General features: G+C 70.2%; 13 protein-coding genes. 7 read left to right on the plus strand and 6 right to left on the minus strand.

All coding sequences use genetic code 11. The features are described from left to right. Positions 1 to 64: 64 nt before the first annotated feature. The 3 genes from VFZ09_RS04500 to VFZ09_RS04510 form a co-directional block, all read right to left on the minus strand. Positions 65 to 2,017, minus strand: a complete 1,953-nt coding sequence (locus VFZ09_RS04500) for a serine/threonine-protein kinase (protein ID WP_329726221.1) — start codon at positions 2,015 to 2,017, stop codon at positions 65 to 67. Then, entirely contained in the window at positions 2,014 to 3,693 is a 1,680-nt protein-coding gene (locus VFZ09_RS04505) for an adenylate/guanylate cyclase domain-containing protein (RefSeq protein WP_329726222.1), read from the minus strand. Before VFZ09_RS04505 ends, VFZ09_RS04500 begins: the two co-directional genes overlap by 4 nt. Before the next feature lie 101 nt (positions 3,694 to 3,794). Further along, on the minus strand, positions 3,795 to 4,754 hold the full coding sequence (locus VFZ09_RS04510) for a hypothetical protein (RefSeq protein ID WP_329726223.1): 960 nt from the start codon (positions 4,752 to 4,754) through the stop codon (positions 3,795 to 3,797). A 95-nt stretch (positions 4,755 to 4,849) separates the two neighbouring features. On the opposite strand from VFZ09_RS04510, the gene truD reads away from it, so the two are divergent. From truD to VFZ09_RS04530, 4 genes are all read left to right on the plus strand, one after another. After that, complete coding sequence (gene truD, locus VFZ09_RS04515; protein ID WP_329726224.1) at positions 4,850 to 6,391, plus strand: tRNA pseudouridine(13) synthase TruD; 1,542 nt, start codon at positions 4,850 to 4,852, stop codon at positions 6,389 to 6,391. Positions 6,392 to 6,514: 123 nt separating this feature from the next. Then, positions 6,515 to 7,081, plus strand: coding sequence for a sigma-70 family RNA polymerase sigma factor (locus VFZ09_RS04520; protein ID WP_329726297.1), 567 nt, complete (start codon positions 6,515 to 6,517; stop codon positions 7,079 to 7,081). Beyond that, positions 7,078 to 7,587, plus strand: a complete 510-nt coding sequence (locus VFZ09_RS04525; protein ID WP_329726225.1) for a hypothetical protein — start codon at positions 7,078 to 7,080, stop codon at positions 7,585 to 7,587. The genes VFZ09_RS04520 and VFZ09_RS04525 overlap by 4 nt, the downstream gene beginning before the upstream one ends. Positions 7,588 to 7,595: 8 nt before the next feature. Further along, positions 7,596 to 9,014, plus strand: a complete 1,419-nt coding sequence (locus tag VFZ09_RS04530) for a hypothetical protein (protein WP_329726226.1) — start codon at positions 7,596 to 7,598, stop codon at positions 9,012 to 9,014. Positions 9,015 to 9,127: 113 nt separating this feature from the next. Here VFZ09_RS04530 and VFZ09_RS04535 read toward each other — a convergent pair whose 3' ends face one another. Both VFZ09_RS04535 and VFZ09_RS04540 read right to left on the minus strand, forming a co-directional pair. After that, positions 9,128 to 10,249 carry a pectin acetylesterase-family hydrolase gene (locus tag VFZ09_RS04535; protein WP_329726227.1) on the minus strand — a complete coding sequence of 374 codons (1,122 nt, stop codon included), beginning with the start codon at positions 10,247 to 10,249 and terminating at the stop codon, positions 9,128 to 9,130. A 58-nt stretch (positions 10,250 to 10,307) separates the two neighbouring features. Next, a complete protein-coding gene (locus VFZ09_RS04540; RefSeq protein ID WP_329726228.1) occupies positions 10,308 to 11,189 on the minus strand; it encodes an SDR family oxidoreductase in 882 nt (293 codons plus the stop codon). 383 nt (positions 11,190 to 11,572) lie between these two features. On the opposite strand from VFZ09_RS04540, the gene VFZ09_RS04545 reads away from it, so the two are divergent. Continuing rightward, complete coding sequence (locus VFZ09_RS04545) at positions 11,573 to 12,370, plus strand: trypsin-like serine peptidase (protein WP_329726229.1); 798 nt, start codon at positions 11,573 to 11,575, stop codon at positions 12,368 to 12,370. Positions 12,371 to 12,654: 284 nt separating this feature from the next. Beyond that, positions 12,655 to 13,113 carry a universal stress protein gene (locus tag VFZ09_RS04550; RefSeq protein ID WP_329726230.1) on the plus strand — a complete coding sequence of 153 codons (459 nt, stop codon included), beginning with the start codon at positions 12,655 to 12,657 and terminating at the stop codon, positions 13,111 to 13,113. 2 nt (positions 13,114 to 13,115) lie between these two features. Here VFZ09_RS04550 and VFZ09_RS04555 read toward each other — a convergent pair whose 3' ends face one another. Then, positions 13,116 to 14,171 carry a hypothetical protein gene (locus VFZ09_RS04555; RefSeq protein ID WP_329726231.1) on the minus strand — a complete coding sequence of 352 codons (1,056 nt, stop codon included), beginning with the start codon at positions 14,169 to 14,171 and terminating at the stop codon, positions 13,116 to 13,118. Between the two features lie 134 nt (positions 14,172 to 14,305). Here VFZ09_RS04555 and VFZ09_RS04560 point away from each other — a divergent pair, with 134 nt between their 5' ends. After that, on the plus strand, positions 14,306 to 17,977 hold the full coding sequence (locus tag VFZ09_RS04560) for a hypothetical protein (RefSeq protein WP_329726232.1): 3,672 nt from the start codon (positions 14,306 to 14,308) through the stop codon (positions 17,975 to 17,977). Positions 17,978 to 17,989: the final 12 nt, after the last annotated feature.

The raw sequence follows: 17,989 nt of genomic DNA on the forward strand, positions 1-17,989 counted from the left end.
ACACCGGGAGCGTGCTCCCGTGCACTCGCGGACGCGGGCTCGTCCTCCAGGACGAGGCGTGCCGTCACTCCTGTTGGGTTTCCGCCACCTTGTGGGTGTTCGTGGACTTCTTCGTCGGGAGGCCCCGCACCACCACCTCGTCGAAGGTGCAGACCAGGTTGCGGCACCCCAGCGCCACCTTCGCCGAACGCCCCTGGAAGCCCTCCAGGAACTTGGACGCGAAGGGCTCGGAGGCGCCGTTGAGGTACGCGGCCACGTCCACGCCGTTCTTCTTCTTCTTGAGCTGCAGCTTCACGCGGAAGGGGTGCCAGGGCACGGGCGTCTCGTCCTGCACCAGGCTCTCCACGTCCTGCGAGCTGTTGCCCGCCACGATCTCGCCCTCCGGGGTGGTGTACTTCCAGCCCAGCCGCATGCCCGCTTCCGGGATGGCGAAGACGGACACCTGCAGGCCCGTGACGCGGTAGGACAGCTCGGCGTAGTGCTGCGCGTCCGGCTCCTGGACGTAACCCTTGTCCAGTGGCGTCGCGCTCATCAGCGCCTCGACGGTGAAGTCGTCGCTGGAGAAGTAGCGGTGGGCCAGGTACGCACGCGGAATCAGCTGCCCATCGGTGGTCTCATCGCCGCCCTGGATGACATGGAGCTGTCCGTTCTCCAGCTTCCACGTCCCCGCGTGGGCATTCAGCTCCTCGTTGCCCGGCATGAAGTCCACCCGCAGCCGCACCTTCCCGTCCGTCTGGTCCTCCATCATCGAGTGGACGAACAGATCCCCCTCCGTGTTGGCCGGCCACGGCTTGCCCGCTTCCTTCCACCAGGGACCCCACGATCCGAGCACCAGCTTCCCGGTGGTCCCCTGGTAGAGGGTCGCCGGACCCAGCACCTGCCTCGCTCCGGCGAAGATCACCACCAGCCCGCCCAGTACCGAGAGCACCGCCCGCACCGTGCGCCAGCCCGTCCGCAGCCGGCTGCGCACCGGGCTCAGCTCCTCCTGGGCCCGCAGCGCTCCCGGCGGCAGCGAGGTGCTCGATACGAGCCCCTCCAGCGCCTGGCACACCTCGGCGGCCTTCGGGAAGCGTGCCTCGGGCTCGTTCTCCAGCAGCCGCGCCACCACCGCGTCCACCCGCGCGTCCAACCCCTGCACGCGCTCGGACGGCAGCTTGAAGCGCCCCACCGGAACCTCGCCGGTGAGCATCTCGTAGAGCACCACGCCGAACGAGAAGAGGTCCGCCCGCCCATCCACGTTCTTCGCGTCCCGGCGCTGCTCCGGGGCCATGTAGTTGAGCGTCCCCATGGCCACCGCCGTGGCGGTGAGCTGCAGCCGCGAGTCCGGCCGGCGGATGCCCGCCAGCCCGAAGTCCGCCACCTTCACGTGCCCGCGCCCGTCCAGCAGGATGTTCTCCGGCTTCAGGTCGCGGTGGATGATGTCCTTGTCGTGCGCGCACTCGATGGCCCGCGCCACCTGCAGCGCCACGCGCAGGGCCTCGGGAGGCGACAGCTCGCGCATCACGTCGCGCAGCGAGCGCCCCTCCACGTACTCCATCACGAAGTAGTAATGCTCCCCCGCCACCCCGCGATCGATGATCTGCACGATGTTGGGGTGGTTGAGCGCCGCGAGCGCCGTGGCCTCCTTGTCGAAGCGCGTGACGAACTCGGGATCCTTCGCCAGCCGCGGCGGCAGGATCTTCACCGCCACCATGCGGCGCAGCGACTGCTGCCGTGCCAGCCACACCTCGCCCATGCCGCCCCGGCCCAGCACGCGCACCAGCTCGTAGCCCGGCAGCTCCACCGCGCCACCCATGCCCGTGGCCTCCGCTTCCTGCTCCCTCGGCTCCAGCTCAGTCCCCGCCACCGGCAACGAGTGGCGCACCAGCGTGGGCGCGGACAGCATGGGCTCCAGCTCGGAGGGCGGCGCGGCCCGCACCGGGAAGCGCGCACCGCAGGCACACGCCACCTCATGGCCCTCCGCGAAGCCACTCACGTCGTGCGCGCGCGCGCAGCTGGGGCAGTTCAGGGTCTTCATCGCTGGGAGTTGGTGATCTCCAACCCGAGGACGCGGAACGCCTGGACGCCCTTCTCCTTGCCCTTCACCTGGGTGACGGGCAGCGGCTCCACCTCGAAGCCGGTGCCGGCCTTCTGCACGGTGCTCTGGTTGGCCACCACCTCGCCGCCCCGGGCCAGGCCACACAGGCGGGAAGCCGTGTTCACCGTGTCGCCAATGGCGGTGAACTCATGGCGCTCGGTGCTGCCCATGTAGCCCACGACGGCCTGGCCGGTGTTCACGCCGATGCCCACCTCGATGGGCCGCTTGCCCGCCGCCATGCGCGAGCCGTTGAGCACCTCCACCGCGTCCTGCATCTCCAGCGCCGCGCGCAGCGCCCGCGCCGGATCGTCCGAGTGCGGCGAGGGAGGGCCCCACACCGCCATCACGCAGTCGCCGATGAACTTGTCCAGGTTGCCCTCGTGGCGGAACACCACGCCCGCCATCAGGGTGAAGAACTCGTTGAGCATGGACACCACCTCCTGCGGAGACTCGTTCTCCGACAGGGTGGTGAAGCCGCGGATGTCCGCGAACAGGCACGTCACTTCCGCCAGCCGGCTCTGCCGCAGGTCTTCCGTCTCGCCGCGGATCACCGCCTCGGCCACCGCGCGCGACAGGAAGCGGCTGAGCTCGGCGCGGGTAATGGCCTCGGCCTGGATCTGCTCGCCCAGCGCCGCGTTCTCCAGGGCGATGGCCGCCTGCGCCGCGATGCCCGAGAGGATGGTCAGATCCTTCTCCGAGAAGGCGTTGGTCTGCTGGCGCGAGTCCAGGAACAGCACCGCCTCCAGCTTGCCCTTGGCCAGCAGCGGCACCGCCATGGCCGAGCGGATGCCCTGCGCCACGATGCTCTCCGAGGAGGAGAAGCGCTCGTCGATGATGGCGTCCGCGGTGAGCACGCCCTTCTTCGTCTCGGCCACCTTCTGCAGCACGGTGTCGGAGACCATCACGTTGGGCTGGCTGCCCTGCCGGTGCTTCATCGCCGCCGGGGTGAACTGGCCGTCCGGGCCCGGCTTGAGGACGACGCCGTGGTCCGCCGCCAGCAGCTGGAAGGCCACGGACAGGATCTGCTCGAAGAGATCCGCCTGTTTGCCCTGCTGGCTCACCTGGCGGTGGAACTCGTAGGCGATGCGCAGCTTCTCGTACTCGCGCTTGAGGGTGGCCAGCTCCTGGATCTGCTCGGCGGGCCGGAAGTTCTGCGGCACCTGCTGATCCATCTGCGCGAGGAACGCGGGGATGGAGTGCGACTGCGCCACCACCGTCACCCGGGGCGCGGCCCGTCCCGGAGAGGCGCTCGGGCCCGCCACGGGCGGTGCCGAGGCCACCGCCGGCTCCCCGGAGTGGAAGACGAGCTTGGAGGTGCCCAGGCTGATCTCATCCCCGTCCCGCAGCCGCAGCTCGGCCACGCGCCGCCCGTTGACGAAGGTGCCGTTGGACGAGCCCAGGTCGCGCAGGATGAAGTCGCGTCCCATCCGCTCGATGGTGGCGTGCTCCTTGGACACCTCGCGATCCACCAGCCGCACCGTGTTGGACGGATGGCGGCCCAGGGTCGTCAGCTCCCCGAGGGGGTACTCCCCGGTCGTTCCATCCGGGAACCGCCCCTTGAGGTGCGGCCCCCGCGGGTTGAGGGACTTTGCGGATTGGGTGGAACCTTGACTCACGCGCGAGACCTCGACGGTCCGGACATCGACGGAACCGGCGGGACACTACCAGAGCCGTGGAAGCGCCGGAACGACCACGGACGCCCGCCTGGAGGGCTGCTTCAAGGGAGCGAAACCGGGTTTTGCGGGGCTGGCGGAGTCTCCGAACGGGACGCCTGCCTGCCCAGCGGCAGCGGATTCTTGAAGGCGATTCCAATGGACGGGTACAGGGTGACCCCCCCCAGATCGCGCCGCTGGCCGAAGACGACGGGGCGGCAGTCGGTGTAGCCGCCGGTGAGCTCGGCATAGAAGTGGACGTACTTGTAGCCCAAAGCAATGCCCACACTGGCGCCGTAGAAGTGGCTGGTCACCTCGGCCGGCAGGGACAGGTCGAAGCCCGAGACGTCCTGGCCCTCCTGGGAGAGGTCCACCAGCTTCGAGTCCAGCGAGGTGCGGCTGTAGATGTACTTGGGGGCCGCGTACAGCTTGAAGATGTCTCCCAGGTCCATGCTCAGGTAGACGGGGACCTCGAGGTCCCACCGGGAGAACTCGTCGATCTGCACGATCTCCAGGGCGTCCAGGACGGGGCTCTTGAAGACGTGGCGCGAGTAGCCCAGGCCGATGGCCAGGTCATAGGACTTGCGCTGGTAGTCGGGCAGGAGGGAGTCCTCGGGATCGCCGCCGTGCGCCAGGCGCACCTTGCCGTCCAGGCGCAGGGAGGTGGTGCTCAGGCGCAGGCCCAGGTCCAGGGTGTGGGAGTCCAGCAGGCCGGTGCGGATCATCAACTCGTTGGCCGGACCCGGGGGCGCCACCGCCAGCGCCATGCCCACGCCGAGCAGCCGCTGGGCCTCCGCCTCCTCCAGGTGGTAGGGCTGGCCGGACTCGATGGTGTCGCGGATGGACTTGCCCTGGCGGATGCCCTCGTCGAGCAGCGTGCCGAGCTGGCCCACCGGGGTGAAGACGCCCACCGCGCCGGAGACCTGGAACTGGCCCCGGGCGAGCGGCTTCGCCGTTTGCAGGGTGGACAGGGTGGAGGCACAGCCGGTGACCAGCAGGAGGACGAGCAGGGGGAGCAGTCTCATGGGGGGCGGCACCTTACGCCGCGGGATGTCGGGTTGTCAGGCCCCCGGCCATTCGTTCCTTCCTCTCAGGCCACCCTGGCTGTTAAGGGATCCCCGTGCGAATCAAGCAGAAGCCCGAGGATTTCTCCGTCAAGGAGTCGTACCGCTTCGACGAGGTGCCGAGCGGTCGCCACCGCGTCTACCTGATGGACAAGCAGAAGCTGTCCACCTTCGACGCGGCGGACCGCATCCGCGACGCCTTCGGCCTCAGGCCCGGCTCCATCTCGTACTGCGGCCTGAAGGACAAGCAGGGCCGCACCGAGCAGCTCATCGCGGTGGACGGGGCGGACGTGGACATGCAGGACCCGGATCTGCGCCTGAAGTACCTGGGGCGCACGGATCAGCCGCTGTCGGCCGCCAACATCACCTCCAACCGCTTCGCCGTCACCGTGCGCATGCTGACGGAGGAGTCCATTGGCCCGCTCAACCGCGCCGCCGCGGAGATCAACCGCCTGGGCGTGGTGAACTACTTCGACAGCCAGCGCTTCGGCTCGCTCAAGCACGGCCAGGGCTTCATCGCCAAGGATCTCATCCGCGGTGACTTCGAGGCCGCGCTGCGCAACTACCTCGCCCAGCCCTCGGAGCTGGACCGCAGCGAGGACGCCAAGGTGAAGGCCTTCTGGCGCGAGAACTGGGGCAAGTGGGACGCGCGCGTCCCCTTCGAGGGCAGCCGCAAGTACCACCGCATCCTCAAGTCCCTGCGCGAGCACCCCGGCGACTACCTGCGCGCCTTCCTGCAGATCGACGCGTCCTACCGCGCCATGCTGCTCTTCACCTACCAGAGCTACCTCTGGAACGAGGGCGTGCGGCGCTACCTCCAGCTGCTGCTGCCCCGCGAGAACCTCTTCCCCCTGAAGTACCAGGCGGGCACCCTGCTCTTCCACCGCGACGCCGACGCCGGGGTGCTCGAGGCGCTGCGCTCGTCCACCTTCCCGCTGCTCGCCCCGGACAGCACCTTCGGGGATCCGACGGTGAAGCAGGCCGTGGAGTGGGTGCTCGGCCGCGAGAAGCTGAAGCTGCAGGACCTCCGCATCGAGGAGGCCTCGCGCATGCTCTACTTCAAGCACGAGGAGCGCCCCACCGTCGTCATCCCGCACAAGCTCGTCATCGGCCGCGTGCAGAACGATGACCTGAACCGGGGCTACCTCAAGGTGAACATCGCCTTCACCCTGCCCCCCGGCGCCTACGCCACGCTCGTCATCAAGCGGCTCTTCCACTTCGAGTACGCGGAGGACACCGCGCAGCAGATCCGCGAGTCCTGGCGCGCCCCCGTCGAGGACAGGGACGACAACGAGCGGGAGTCGGGCGACACCGCCTTCGCGCCCCGGGGACCCCGCAGGGCCCCCGCGCCCACCCCTCCCCTCTCCGAGCCCAGGGCGGCACCCACGGCGGGCCCCCGGGCCGCCCGGCGCTCCCCGGCTCCGGAAGGTGCCCCCACCCCCGGCAGGCGGACCCAGGCCCGGGAGCCCGCCCAGGACCACCGCCCGTCCCAGCCCTCGGCCGGATTCCTGGAGCGCCAGCGGCAGAAAAAAGACGCCAAGGAGCAGGCGCGGCGCGAGCAGGCGGCCAAGCGCCCGGAATCACGGAAGAAAAAGTAACAGGGACCGCCGATTTTCCCGGCGGTGCAATCAGGCCAGACATGTTCCGTAGACCTGGGCGTGAACGCTCTCGCCCTCAACGCAGCAAACGTCGCGGACCTCGCCCGGGCTATCGGCATGCTGATGGCCGATGACGCCCCGGCCACTCCCTGGAAGGCGGATGTGGCCGCCGCCCGGCGGGGTGACCCGTCCGCCTTCGAGTCGCTCGTGCGCAGCGTGCAACGCCCGGTCTATGGCCTGGCCCTGCGCCTGCTCGGCAACGAGGCCGAGGCCTCCGAGATCGCCCAGGAGGCCTTCCTCCGCGCCTACCAGAACCTCCACAAGTACGACGACGCGCGCCCCTTCGACTTGTGGGTGATGGCCATCACCCGCAACCTGTGCCTGGACCTGCTGCGCCGGCGCACCAAGGTGAAGACGGAGGAGCTCGAGCCCATGAAGGAGGTCCTCCCCAACGGAGAGGCCTCGCTCGAGGACGGCGCCATCGCCCGCCAGGAGCGCCAGTCGCTCGAGGCGGCGCTCGCCACCCTGTCCGCCGACGACCGGGAGGTGCTGGCGCTCTACTACGTGCAGAAGCGCACCACGAAGGAGATCGCCCAGGTGCTGGGCTGCGCGCCCGGCACCATCATGGCGCGCCTGTTCCGCGCCCGGGAGAAGCTCCGCAAGCACATGAGCCCGGAGGAGCCGACATGACCCCCACGTCCATCGAATGCCCGGACCTCGAGGTGCTCTTCACCGAGCTGGAGGCCGGTGAAGGTCCCGCCCTGGAGCACGCGGAGCAGTGCCCGCTGTGCACCGCCATCATCGAGGAGCACCGGCTGCTGGAGAAGGATCTGTGCCGGCTGGCGGATCCGCTCCCCCCGGCGGATCTGGTGCACAAGGTGATGGCGCGGGTCGCCGCCGAGCCCACGCCCGTGCGCCGCGAGCTGTGGACGGGCCTGTCCATCCTCGGCGCCTCGCTGATGATGGGGCTCGGGTTGCTGCTCACCAGCGACGCGGCCCTGAGCGGGCTCGGCAAGTCGGTGGCCCGCACCCTGGTGGGCGGCACGGCCTTCACAGAGGCCCTGATGAGCGGAGTCCACGCGCTGTGGAATACCGCCGCCGGCCCGCTGGTCGCCCTGGTCGCCTTCGTCATCCTCTCGTCCGTGTTCGGCCTCAAGCGGCTGATCGGCAACGGTCCCACCCCTTCCGAAGCGTGAGTGTCGCCATGAAACCCTTCAATTCCCGGGGCCTGTTGCTCTCCGCGGCCCTCCTCGCCTCGCCCCTTGCCCTCGCCCAGACGCGGAACGCCCAGCCCCAGGCCGAGGACACCACCATCAGCATCCAGGCCCGCGGCACGTTGAAGGACGTGCTCCAGGAGATCTCCGAGGAAGGCGGGCTCAACCTGGTGCTCATCGGCCCGATGGACGCGCCCGCCGAGGTCTACCTCAACAACGTGAGCGCCCGGCAGGCGCTGCGCACCGTGGCCCGCGCCCACTCGTTGCAGTTGGACGAGCAGGACGGCATCTTCACGGTGCGCTCCGTGGGGACGGGCTCGGAGAACGCCAACGCGGCGGCCCCCGTGCCTCCGGTGCCCGCCGTGGCGCCTCCGCCGCCCACGCCCCCGCACGACGCGGACGCGGTGGCCGAGAGCGCCGTGGACGAGGACGAGGTGAAGGAGCGCATGCGCCAGAAGATGAAGGAGGCGCGGCGCTCCAGCAACGGCTCGCGGGACGTGGTGGCCCGCGGCCGCTCCATCGAGGTCAAGGAGGGCGAGGCGGTGGACAGCGCCGTCGTCTACGGCGGCAACCTGACGGTGAAGGGGCACGTGGACGATGACGCGGTCGTCTTCGGCGGCAACCTGGACATCGACGGCCAGGTGGATGGAGACGCCCACGCCTTCGGCGGCAACGTGGTGCTCGGCCCCAACGCCGTGGTGAAGGGAGACGTCTCGTCCTTCGGCGGCGCCGTCGTCAAGCAGGACGGGGCGCGCGTCGAGGGCAGCACCGAGTCCTTCGGCGGCGCGAAGCTCGGCAAGGTGATCTCCGGCGAGCTGAAGCACGGCCTGAGGAAGGCGAAGCACCCGGACGCCGGCGATGACGACGAGGAGCGGGAGGAGCGGCACGGGAGCGGTGGCTTCGCCGCCTTCCTCATCCAGTTCGCGGTGCTGTTCGGACTGGGCTTCCTGGGACAGATGCTCTTCCCCGCGCGGATGAAGGCGCTGGCGGAGGACATCCAGGCGAAGCCGCTCGCGGGCGGAGTGGTGGGACTGGTGGGGACGCTGGCGCTGCTTCCCGCGTCCATCCCCCTGCTCGTGGTGTCGATCGTCCTCGCGGTGACGATCATCGGCATCCCGGTGGCGGTGGCGCTGTGGCTGCTCCCGCCCCTGGCGGCGGCGGTGGGCTTCACGGCGGTGGCGAGCAGCATCGGCACGCGGCTGCCGGTGATGCGCGGCCGCAAGACGCAGGCGATGGTGATGGCGCTGGGGCTGCTGCTGTTGCTGGTGGTGGGGCGGATTCCGGTGCTGGGAACGCTGGTGGTGGTGGCGGCGGCGCTGGTGGGCTTCGGCGCGGTCATCCGCACCCAGTTCGGACGCCGCTCGCGGGGCATGCCGGAGCCCATCATCTCCGACCACATCCCGGTCTGATCAGCGGGGCGGGACTGTAGACGGGCAGCACCTCACGGGGGGCGGCACGAGGCGCGGGGGCGCTTCGGCCGCCCCCCGGAGTTTTTCCGATTCACCGGCCGACGGGGGCCGGCTCAAGGGCCCGCGTGCTCCCAGGTCGTGTCGTCCTCGGCCAACCTCCGCACCCACTCCCTCGCGGTGAGCCCCGTGCTGGTGGCGATATTCGGAGTGGACAGGACCACGTGCGGATCGCCTGGCAGGTAGTACGTCTTCATGTTCGAGGCCGCCGAGGCGCGCACCGCCTCCAACCGGGTCTGGACCTGGGCGCCAGTCAGTCCGAAGTAGGCGGCGATGGTTCCGTCCTGGAGGTAGCCGAGCATGCCGTAGCGGCGCGGCGCGGCCAGCAACCGCGCCGAACTGTCGAGCACAGCCGAGAGGCCCGCCTCGCACTGCGTGCAGCCGGGAGGGAACTCGAGGCCCCAGTTCTGACGCATCGTTCCGTAGCGGCCATCCCCCGCCGTGTCGATGATGAGCCCCGAGTCATTCAGCACATCGACCCGCGCCCACGGCAGCGCCTTCTGCACGCGCCACCCGTGGAGGGTCGCACCGTAGCCCCCCGCGCTCACCCCCGTGAGCCACACCCGGCCGGCATTGGGGAAGGTGGGCCGCAGCCGCCGCAGGTACGCGTCCATGTTCCGGGCGCCGACGTGCTCGAGCCTCCTCGGGCCGAACCAGTCATAGGTGTGGACGCGCGTCCCGCCGTGAAGGTCTCCGGTGCAGTAGGGAATGTAGACGAAGCTCGCGTCACGGAACGGGTTGCCGGTGTCGGCGCGGTCGAAGAACACCGCCAGATTCGATGCCCGGGCCTCGGCCAGGACGGGGCCCTCGCCCATGGTGTCGTTGATGTGCGTGGCGGTGCCGAGCGCGCAGGCCGCCGCCTCCCAACACGCGCCGCCGCCAGCGAGGAAGATGACGACCTGGTTGGAGCGGCCGGTCAGGTTGACGGCCATGCCCGTGGACGTGCCGTTGGCGCAGTGGGCGTCGGGAACCGGGACGAACGTCCAGGTCTCCTGGGGAGCCTCGATGGGCGGGGCCGGGTCCACCGTGTAGGGAATCGATGGGAGATCGTATTCCCCTCCGGCATCCGTCTGCCCTCCGTCGAGTCCCGCATCACTACCGGAGCCCGCGTCGGCGTTTCCCGCGGCGGGGTACGGCATGCTACAGGCGGACAGCAACAGGAGACTCAAAACTGCCAACACATGGTGGCTCATAGGCCCGCCAGTATAGACGGCCCCCACACCACGAGCCCTATGCTCACACCCCCTCGGGACCCCCGGCCAGCAACACGCGCTGGCCGGTATCCGGGTGCGCGGGATCCAGCAGCGAGGTGCCGTGCCGGAGCTGTCGGGCGGCCGGAAGGCCCGCGGCCCGCAGCACGCCCCGGGGCATGAGCGACGACATCCGCACCAACCACCGGTACGCGAGGCCCGGGTGCACGAGCGGCCGGGCCCGATCGAATCCCTCGAGGGCCTCGCGGGCACACTGCGCCGCGGAGATGCGCAACCACGACGGAGCCCGGCCGGCGAGTGTCTGGGTGCCCGCGACCTCGTTGAACTCGGTGTCCACGGGCCCGGGCGCCACCTGCGTCACCACCACCCCCGTGCCCATCAACTCCAGCCGCAGCGACTCGGTGAACCCATCGAGGAAGTGCTTGGTGCCGTTGTAGACGGCCAGGCCCGGGAGGAAGGCCCGCGCCCAACAGGAGCCGATGTTGAGGATGCCGCCGCGTTTGCGCTCCACCATGCGCCGCAACAACCGGTGGGTGAGCAGCAGGGGCGCCGTCACGTTCACCTGCACCATCTGGTGGATGCGCGCCCAGCTCTCCTGCTCGTAGAGGCCGTAGTCCCCCAGGCCGGCGTTGTTCACCAGCACGTCCACCCGCACCAGGTGCCGGTGCAGCGAGTCCAGGAGCGAGTCCACCTCGTCCGGCTGGGCCAGATCGCACCGCTCCACCACCACGCCCAGGGTGGGGTTGCGCTCGAGCAGCTCGTCGCGCAGGGCCTCCAGGCGCTCCTCCCGGCGCGCCACCAGCACCAGGGTCCGGGCCCGGCGGGCGAGCTGGCGGGCGAGCTCCCTGCCAATCCCCGAGGAGGCCCCGGTGATGAGGACCGTGCCCGAGTCAATGGGTGGACGCATGGCTCCTCCTTCCGCCAAAGAGGAAAACTAGGCACCTGGCACAACCCTCACATGGCGCGTCGGGCCGAGCGCCCCCCACGCCCCCCTGCTCCCCGGACATGCCGCGTGAATTGTCCGTTTTCGCTACAAATCCCAGAAAGCATGATGTTCTGTTTCAGGACACTCGCTTGGAGCCCATAAGGTCCGGGGCCGACTCGGGTTTCGTCCGGATTTGTGCAACCCTTTTACATCTACAACCCAGAAACAGGAGCGCGGACGCACCACCATCAGCCCATGAGAAAGGACCTGTCCCGAGTGAAAACAGCCACTTGGGGGATTGGCACGGCAAGTGCCATCAGACTGGCCGCGCGCACTTCCCCGCGCGACAGAGAGAGAGCCCCTTTATGAGCCTGAAGCTGGTCCGTGCGTTCCTCGTGGTGGGTCTGACGGGTTGTGGTGTGGCGGAGCTGCCCGAGGACGTTCCGAACGCCGACGCGGCCTCGGTCGAGTCCCCTGTCATCGTCGGCTCGGTGAACTGGTCGGAGGTCACGTCGCTGAGCTCCACCAGCACCGAGCGCATCCGCTCCAAGGCGGTGGGCTATCTGTCCATCCCCGCCGTGGGCAGCCGCTGCACCGCGTGGCTGGTGGCCAATGACAAGATCGTCACCAACAACCACTGCGTCGGCAGCAGCGCGGACGCGGTGGGCGCCCGGGTGTCCTTCAACTACGAGAACGGCGTCGCCTCCACCAGCCGCATCTGGTACGACTGCTCCACCTTCGTGCGCACCTGGACGGCCGAGGACATGACCGTCCTCACGTGCAAGCCCCTCAACGGCTACCTGCCCGGCCAGGTGTACGGGAAGCTGACGGTGGCCAGCACCAACGCGGCCAACAGCTCCGCGATGTACATCGTCCACCAGAACTGCGACTACATCGCGACCCCGAGCTGCGTGCCCAACAAGAAGTACTCGCCGGGCACCGTGCTCAACACCAACGTGACCACCAACGAGCTGTCCTACAACGCGGACACGCTGGGCGGCTCCTCCGGCTCGCCGGTGTTCGCGGGCGCGGGCGCCGCCAACGCGCACCTGGTGATCGGCCTGCACCACGTGGGCGTCGGCACCAACTACAGCACCAGCGCCTCCAACCGGGGCGTCGAGGCCACGGCCATCCGCGCCCGCCTGGCCGAGATCGGCCTGTAATTCCGGCTTCAGGTGTTCCCGCGCGTCTCTGGGGCGCGCGGGGACCAGCGGCGGCTCCTCACGGGGCCGCCGTTTTTCATTTCGGACACCCCCGGGCCCCGCCCCCACCCCTCCGGGCAGGCCGCCGTCCCGCGCAAGGCTTGCGCCCCTTCCGCACCGCGCGGAAGAGTTTGCGCGCGGACACCCCACGGTGCGTGAAACGGCCCTGGCACGCATCTTCCAGGGATGAAGCAGCAGAGCACCCGCCCCACTCCAGGGTCCGGGCCGCAACGGAGGGAATATCCATGCCCACGCCTTCTCGCATCCTCGTCCCCGTGGACCTGATGGAGGGCTCCAAGGCCGTCATCGACTACGCGGTGCAGCTGGCCAAACCGTTCAATGCCTCCATCGAGGTGATGCACGCCTGGGAGCCGCCCCAGTACGTGGCGCCGGATCTCCTGGTGGCCGCGCCGGGCTGGAATCCCCAGTCGCTGGAGAAGACGGCGCTGGATGCGGCCCGCCAGGAGCTGACCACGCTCATCGGCGAGCTCAACGCCCCGGGTCCCATCACCCAGCGGCTGGAGGTGGGTGAGCCCGCCGCGGCCACCCTGCGCGTCGCCGAGACGGGCGGGTTCGATCTGATCGTCATGGGCACGCACGGCCGCCGGGGCCTGCCGAGGCTGCTGCTGGGCAGCGTGGCCCAGAAGGTCATCGCCCGGGCCCCCTGCCCCGTCCTCACGCTGCACGTGACCGAGGAGAAGTAGCCTCACCGTCCCGGAGCGCCAGCCTCCGGGAGTCCAGCGGCCCGCTTCGCCGCGCGGCGGGCCGCGAGCACCGTGGGGAGGCCGAGCACCAGCATGGCCCCCATCACCAGCGCGGCACCCACCAGCTCCCGCTTCCCCGCGCCCGGCATTCCGAGCAGCGCGGAGAGCAGCCCCGTGGCCACCACGCCCGCGACGATGCTGGAGGCGCGGTTCACCGGGACGCAGAAGGAGTTCTCCCGGTGGTCCAGCAGGATGAGGCCTCCGAAGATGCCGGTGCCCTGGGACAGCACGCCCACGAAGAGCTCCTCGAGCACCCGCCCGCGCGAGAACAGCTCCGTGAAGCCGTGGCGGATGTCGGTGAGCACGGGCCCCTCGCCGATGAGCGCGCCCACCGCCAGGGCCGCCACGAGGACGGGCGTGGCCACCATCTGCTCCTCGACGAAGTAGCGGATGCCGGCCGTGGGCTCCCCCGTCTTGGCCAGGTGGCTCATGAAGCGCAACCGGATGAAGTAGCCGAGCAGGTACACGCCCAGGTCCACCAGCGCCGCCGTGGTGACGCGGGCATCCACACCGGGCGCGGTGGCCACCGCCACGGCGCCGAAGCTCAGCCCGAGCGCCACCCACGAGGGCCACGCCACCCGGCGCCGGCTCAGCAGGTCCACCACCGGCGCGAGGATGAGCACGCCCCCGCGCATGAGCAGCATCATGAAGACGATGGACGTGCCGCTGAAGGTATAGGCCAGCGTGGTGGTGGCGATGATGGCCGCCGAGCACAGCCCCGAGAGGAACGTCCACGGGCCGGGGAAGGGCACCCTCACGCCCAGCACCGTGCGGGTGCTCGCGTGTTGCCACCAGCCCCGCGCGGTGAGGAAGAGGAACATGCCCACCCCGGACGCGAGCGTGCTCCAGGGCAGCAGCTCGAATCCGGAGATACCGCGCGTCATTCCGTCCAACGCTCCGCGTGAAAGCGCCTTGGTGAGCGCGCTGTAGGGCGCGTAGCAAGCGAAGTAGCCGAAGGCGTAGCCCCAGATGGCGAGGTCGCGCCGGTGCGTCGTCATGTCCACGTGAGGGCCCTCCCCGGGCTCCATTCCGTGGACTCTGCAAGAGTGGCGCCTGGCGTGACGGGGGCTCGCCCCCACCGGGCGTATCGCCTATGGTCCCGCGCGCATTCAGTCCCTGGAGGGGGGAACCGATGGAGCGCTTGAACACGCTGGCCGAGGACATCCGCCATGTCGCGGGGTTGCTCGCCGAGGATGTGCTGGAGCCGGATCCGGAGCGGACGGACTGGAAGGGCATGACGGTCCGCGTGGACATGGTGCGTCAGGGCATGGAGCGGGTGCTCGACGGCCTGTCCGGCGCGCTGGAGGAGGCCGACGAGGCCGAGCTGAAGGTGCTCGTGCGCAAGCGGGTGGCGGGCGTGGCCAGCCGGGTCGCGGCGCTCCTGCACGCCACGGGCAGCGCCGAGGGCTGCCGCCGCCTGCTGGAGAAGGCCGTGAAGCTGTGCGAGGACGCCGCGCAGCGCGCGGAGCTCGAGGCCGGACTGGCCGAGCCGGACGTCTTCTGCCGCTTCGCGTACGCGGGGTGGCTCCTGGGCAAGGGCCGCTTCGACAAGGCGGACGCCCTCCTCAAGCGCGTGGTGAAGGACACCCGCCAGCTGGTGCTGAAGCAGGCGGCCCAGACCGCGCTCCGGGGCTCGCGCCCCCTGAATGGCGCCCCCACCCTCTTCCGCCTCAACGGCTGCGGCGTGGGGCTGTACGGCAAGCGCGACGAGGCCCCGGACGGCTCCTACGTGGCCACGTACTTCATCAGCCTGATCTTCATCCCCGTGTTCCCGCTGACGGCCTACCGGGTGCGCGAGGTGGAAGGCAACGCGTACCAGTTCTACTCCAAGGAGTCGCTCGGCCCCGTGACGCGCGTGTGGCAGCGGCTGGTGCTCGCCGGGATCGCGGGCTCGCTGCTCTGGTCGGGCGTGGACGGCTACCTGAACTCGCCGGAGCGCCTGGCGCGGCTGGCGCTGGAGGAGGCCCAGAAGGCGGAGGCCACGCTCTCGCGCGAGCAGGCCATCGAGCGCTACCGCTCCGTCATCGACGCGCATACGGATGATTCGGCGCGGGCCCGGGCGGGGGACGCCGTGGTGAGCCTGAGCCTCGCGGGCCTGCCCACGCCCTGCACGAAGGACTCGGTGGAGGCGGTGGGCCGCGTGGTGACGGGCATCAGCACCCTGCCCTCCAGCGCGATCAGCGGCGAGCCCTCGGCCCGCTTCGGCGAGCGGCTCGACGCCTGCGCCCGGGAGATCGGCCAGGAGACGACGGCGGACGCGCGGGCGGCACTCACCGTGGTGGAGGACGCGCTGCGGGTGGCGGGCACTCCCGCGCTGAAGGAGCGGCGGGTGGCGCTCATGCGCGGCCAGGCGGAGCGGCTCGTGAAGGATCAGCCCCTGCGGGCCCTCTCGCTCTACGTCCGGCTCCCTGGCCAGGAGTCACTGGCCGCGGCCGAGGCCATCATCGACACCTTCGGCGAGGCGCCCTCGCTGTGGCTGGAGGCCTCCGGTGATGTGGAGGCGTGGACGAAGCACAAGGACCAGAACACGTCCCGCGGCGACAAGGTGGCCCTCTACCGCAAGCGGCTGGAGGCGGCCGTCGCCACGAACGCGAAGGACAAGGCGCTCATCGAGGAGGGCGACGGGGCGAAGATCGCCCAGGCCTTGAAGGCATCTCCTGGCAACCAGGAGCTGGCCGTGGCGATGGCCAGCCTGGCGCGCGCCCAGGGAGATGCGAAGGAGGCCATGGCCACCCTGACGGCGCTCGGGCCCATGGGGCGGCTCACGGGCGATGCGCAGATGATGCTCGGCCTCTGCTACCGGGACCTGGGACAGTTGCCCGAGGCGGATGCGGTGCTCTCCACCTACGTCGCCGATCGCCTGGAGTCCTTCCAGCGCGTGCAGCGCAAGTACGCGGAGGAGGCGGACGCACTGCAGGAGCGGCTCGTCGCGCGGGCGCGCACGGGCCAGCTCCCCGCCGAGGTGTCGAACCGGTTGGAGGTGGCCTCCGGCAGCGAGGAGCAGCAGCGGAAGATCTTCAACGAGTGGCTGTCCGAGCAGATGGAGGCGGACCCCCGCCTGGAGAAGCTGCGGGAGGAGTACCTGCGTCACCAGTCGGTGGTGCCGGCCTCGCTCATGCTGGGCATGGTGAAGCTGATGCGGGCCAACGAGCTGGAGGGCGAGGCGCGCCAGGCGCTGCTGGGCGAGGCCGAGCGCGTCTTCCTCTCCATCCGCCAGGACGCCGAGGGAGATCCGCGCTTCCACCTGGGACTGGGGCAGGTGTACCACCGGCTCGGCCGGAGCGAGGAGGGAGACACGGAGCTGCGCGGCGTGGTGGAGCGCAAGGAGCCGGAGCTCACGCTGCAGGTGGTCCATGTCTACCGCGAGCTGGATCGGCTCGACCTGGCCCGGCCGCTCTGCGAGGAGGTCTACGACACCGCGACGGAACCGGAGATGAAGTACGGCGCGGCCATCGCCCTGGCCCGCATGGCCACGGACGAGGACGAGGAGGAGAAGTGGCTGCGCAAGAGCGATCCGCGCTCACCGGCCATCCAGGACGATCTGCTGCAACTGGAGGCCTACCGCGCCCTGCGCGAGAGCCGGCTGGAGGACGCCGATCGCGCCCTGGCGAAGAACGTGGCCTTCCGGGCCCGCGAGGCGAAGCACAACGCGACGGCCGCCAACAACACGGCCACGGCGCTCATGGGCCGCTACCGGGCGACGGGAGACGTGACGCACCTGCGCTCGTCGGTGAAGTACCTGGAGGACGCGGTGCGGCTGGCGCCGGACAACTCCCTGGTGGTGGGCAACCTCGCGGACGCGCTGGAGTACCTGGGCAAGATCACCGTCCTGGAGCGCTTCGTGCGCACCAGGGCGCTTCACCTGCGGGATGACGAGGCGCGGGAGTTGCTCGGGACGCTGCTCGATGGCCCACTGCGCGAGGAGGTGCTGCGAGCGCTGGATGCGGATCCCTCGCTGCGCCGGAGCCAGGAGCTGAGCCAGCAGGAGCAGACCCTGTCACCGGGGAAGGCCTCGGCCTGGGAGCGCCAGCTGCAGTGGCTGCGGTGGCACCAGGACACGCAGGGCCTGGCGTCGCTGGCGAAGCGGCTGGAGACGCTGCCGTCCTTCGAGGCAAGCGCCGGGATGCTGACCCGCAAGAGGTGGGAGTCGGGCGAGATGGACGCGAAGGTCGGCAAGTGGATGACCCAGCACGTGGCCTGGTCCGAGGCCACGCTGAAGCGGGCGAAGCAGACGAACCACGCGCCCACGATCGCGGCGGCCTGGCACCTGCTGGGCGATAACCTCGGCAAGCAGCACTACTTCGATCTGAAGCCGGAGCAGCTCGCCCCGATGGTGGAGGCCTACCGCGAGGCCGCCAGGCTCTGGCCGCAGCTCGGCGTGAGCTCGTCCCTGGAGTGGGCACTGGCCACCGTGGCGCTGGAGCGTGGAGCGGCGAAGTCCGCGGCGCTGGAGAAGGTGTGGAAGCAGGAGCGGCGCATCCAGGGAATGGGGACGATCCTGCACCGGGCGCTGACGGGTCCCTCGGGCGCGGAGGTGGCGGAGGCGCTGCGGGCCCAGCCGGAGCTGAAGGAGGCGGCCGAGCACGCGCGTGAGCGGGCGAAGGTGCGCCCCGAGATGGCGGACTGGTTGCTGGCGAAGGCGGCGGGAGACGTGGTGCTGGAGCAGGCGGCGGCCGTGGTGTTCTCGCGGCCGGACGTGGAGCTGAAGCTGGCCATCGACACGCGGCTGGCGGGCGGCCACCCGCGCGAGAAGGCGGAGCAGGAACTCTTCAAGCAGGCCAAGGCCCAACAGGGCCGGCCCTGAGCACGGAACGAC

Source organism: Archangium sp. (genome assembly GCF_036277355.1).
Taxonomy (GTDB): Bacteria; Myxococcota; Myxococcia; order Myxococcales; family Myxococcaceae; genus Archangium.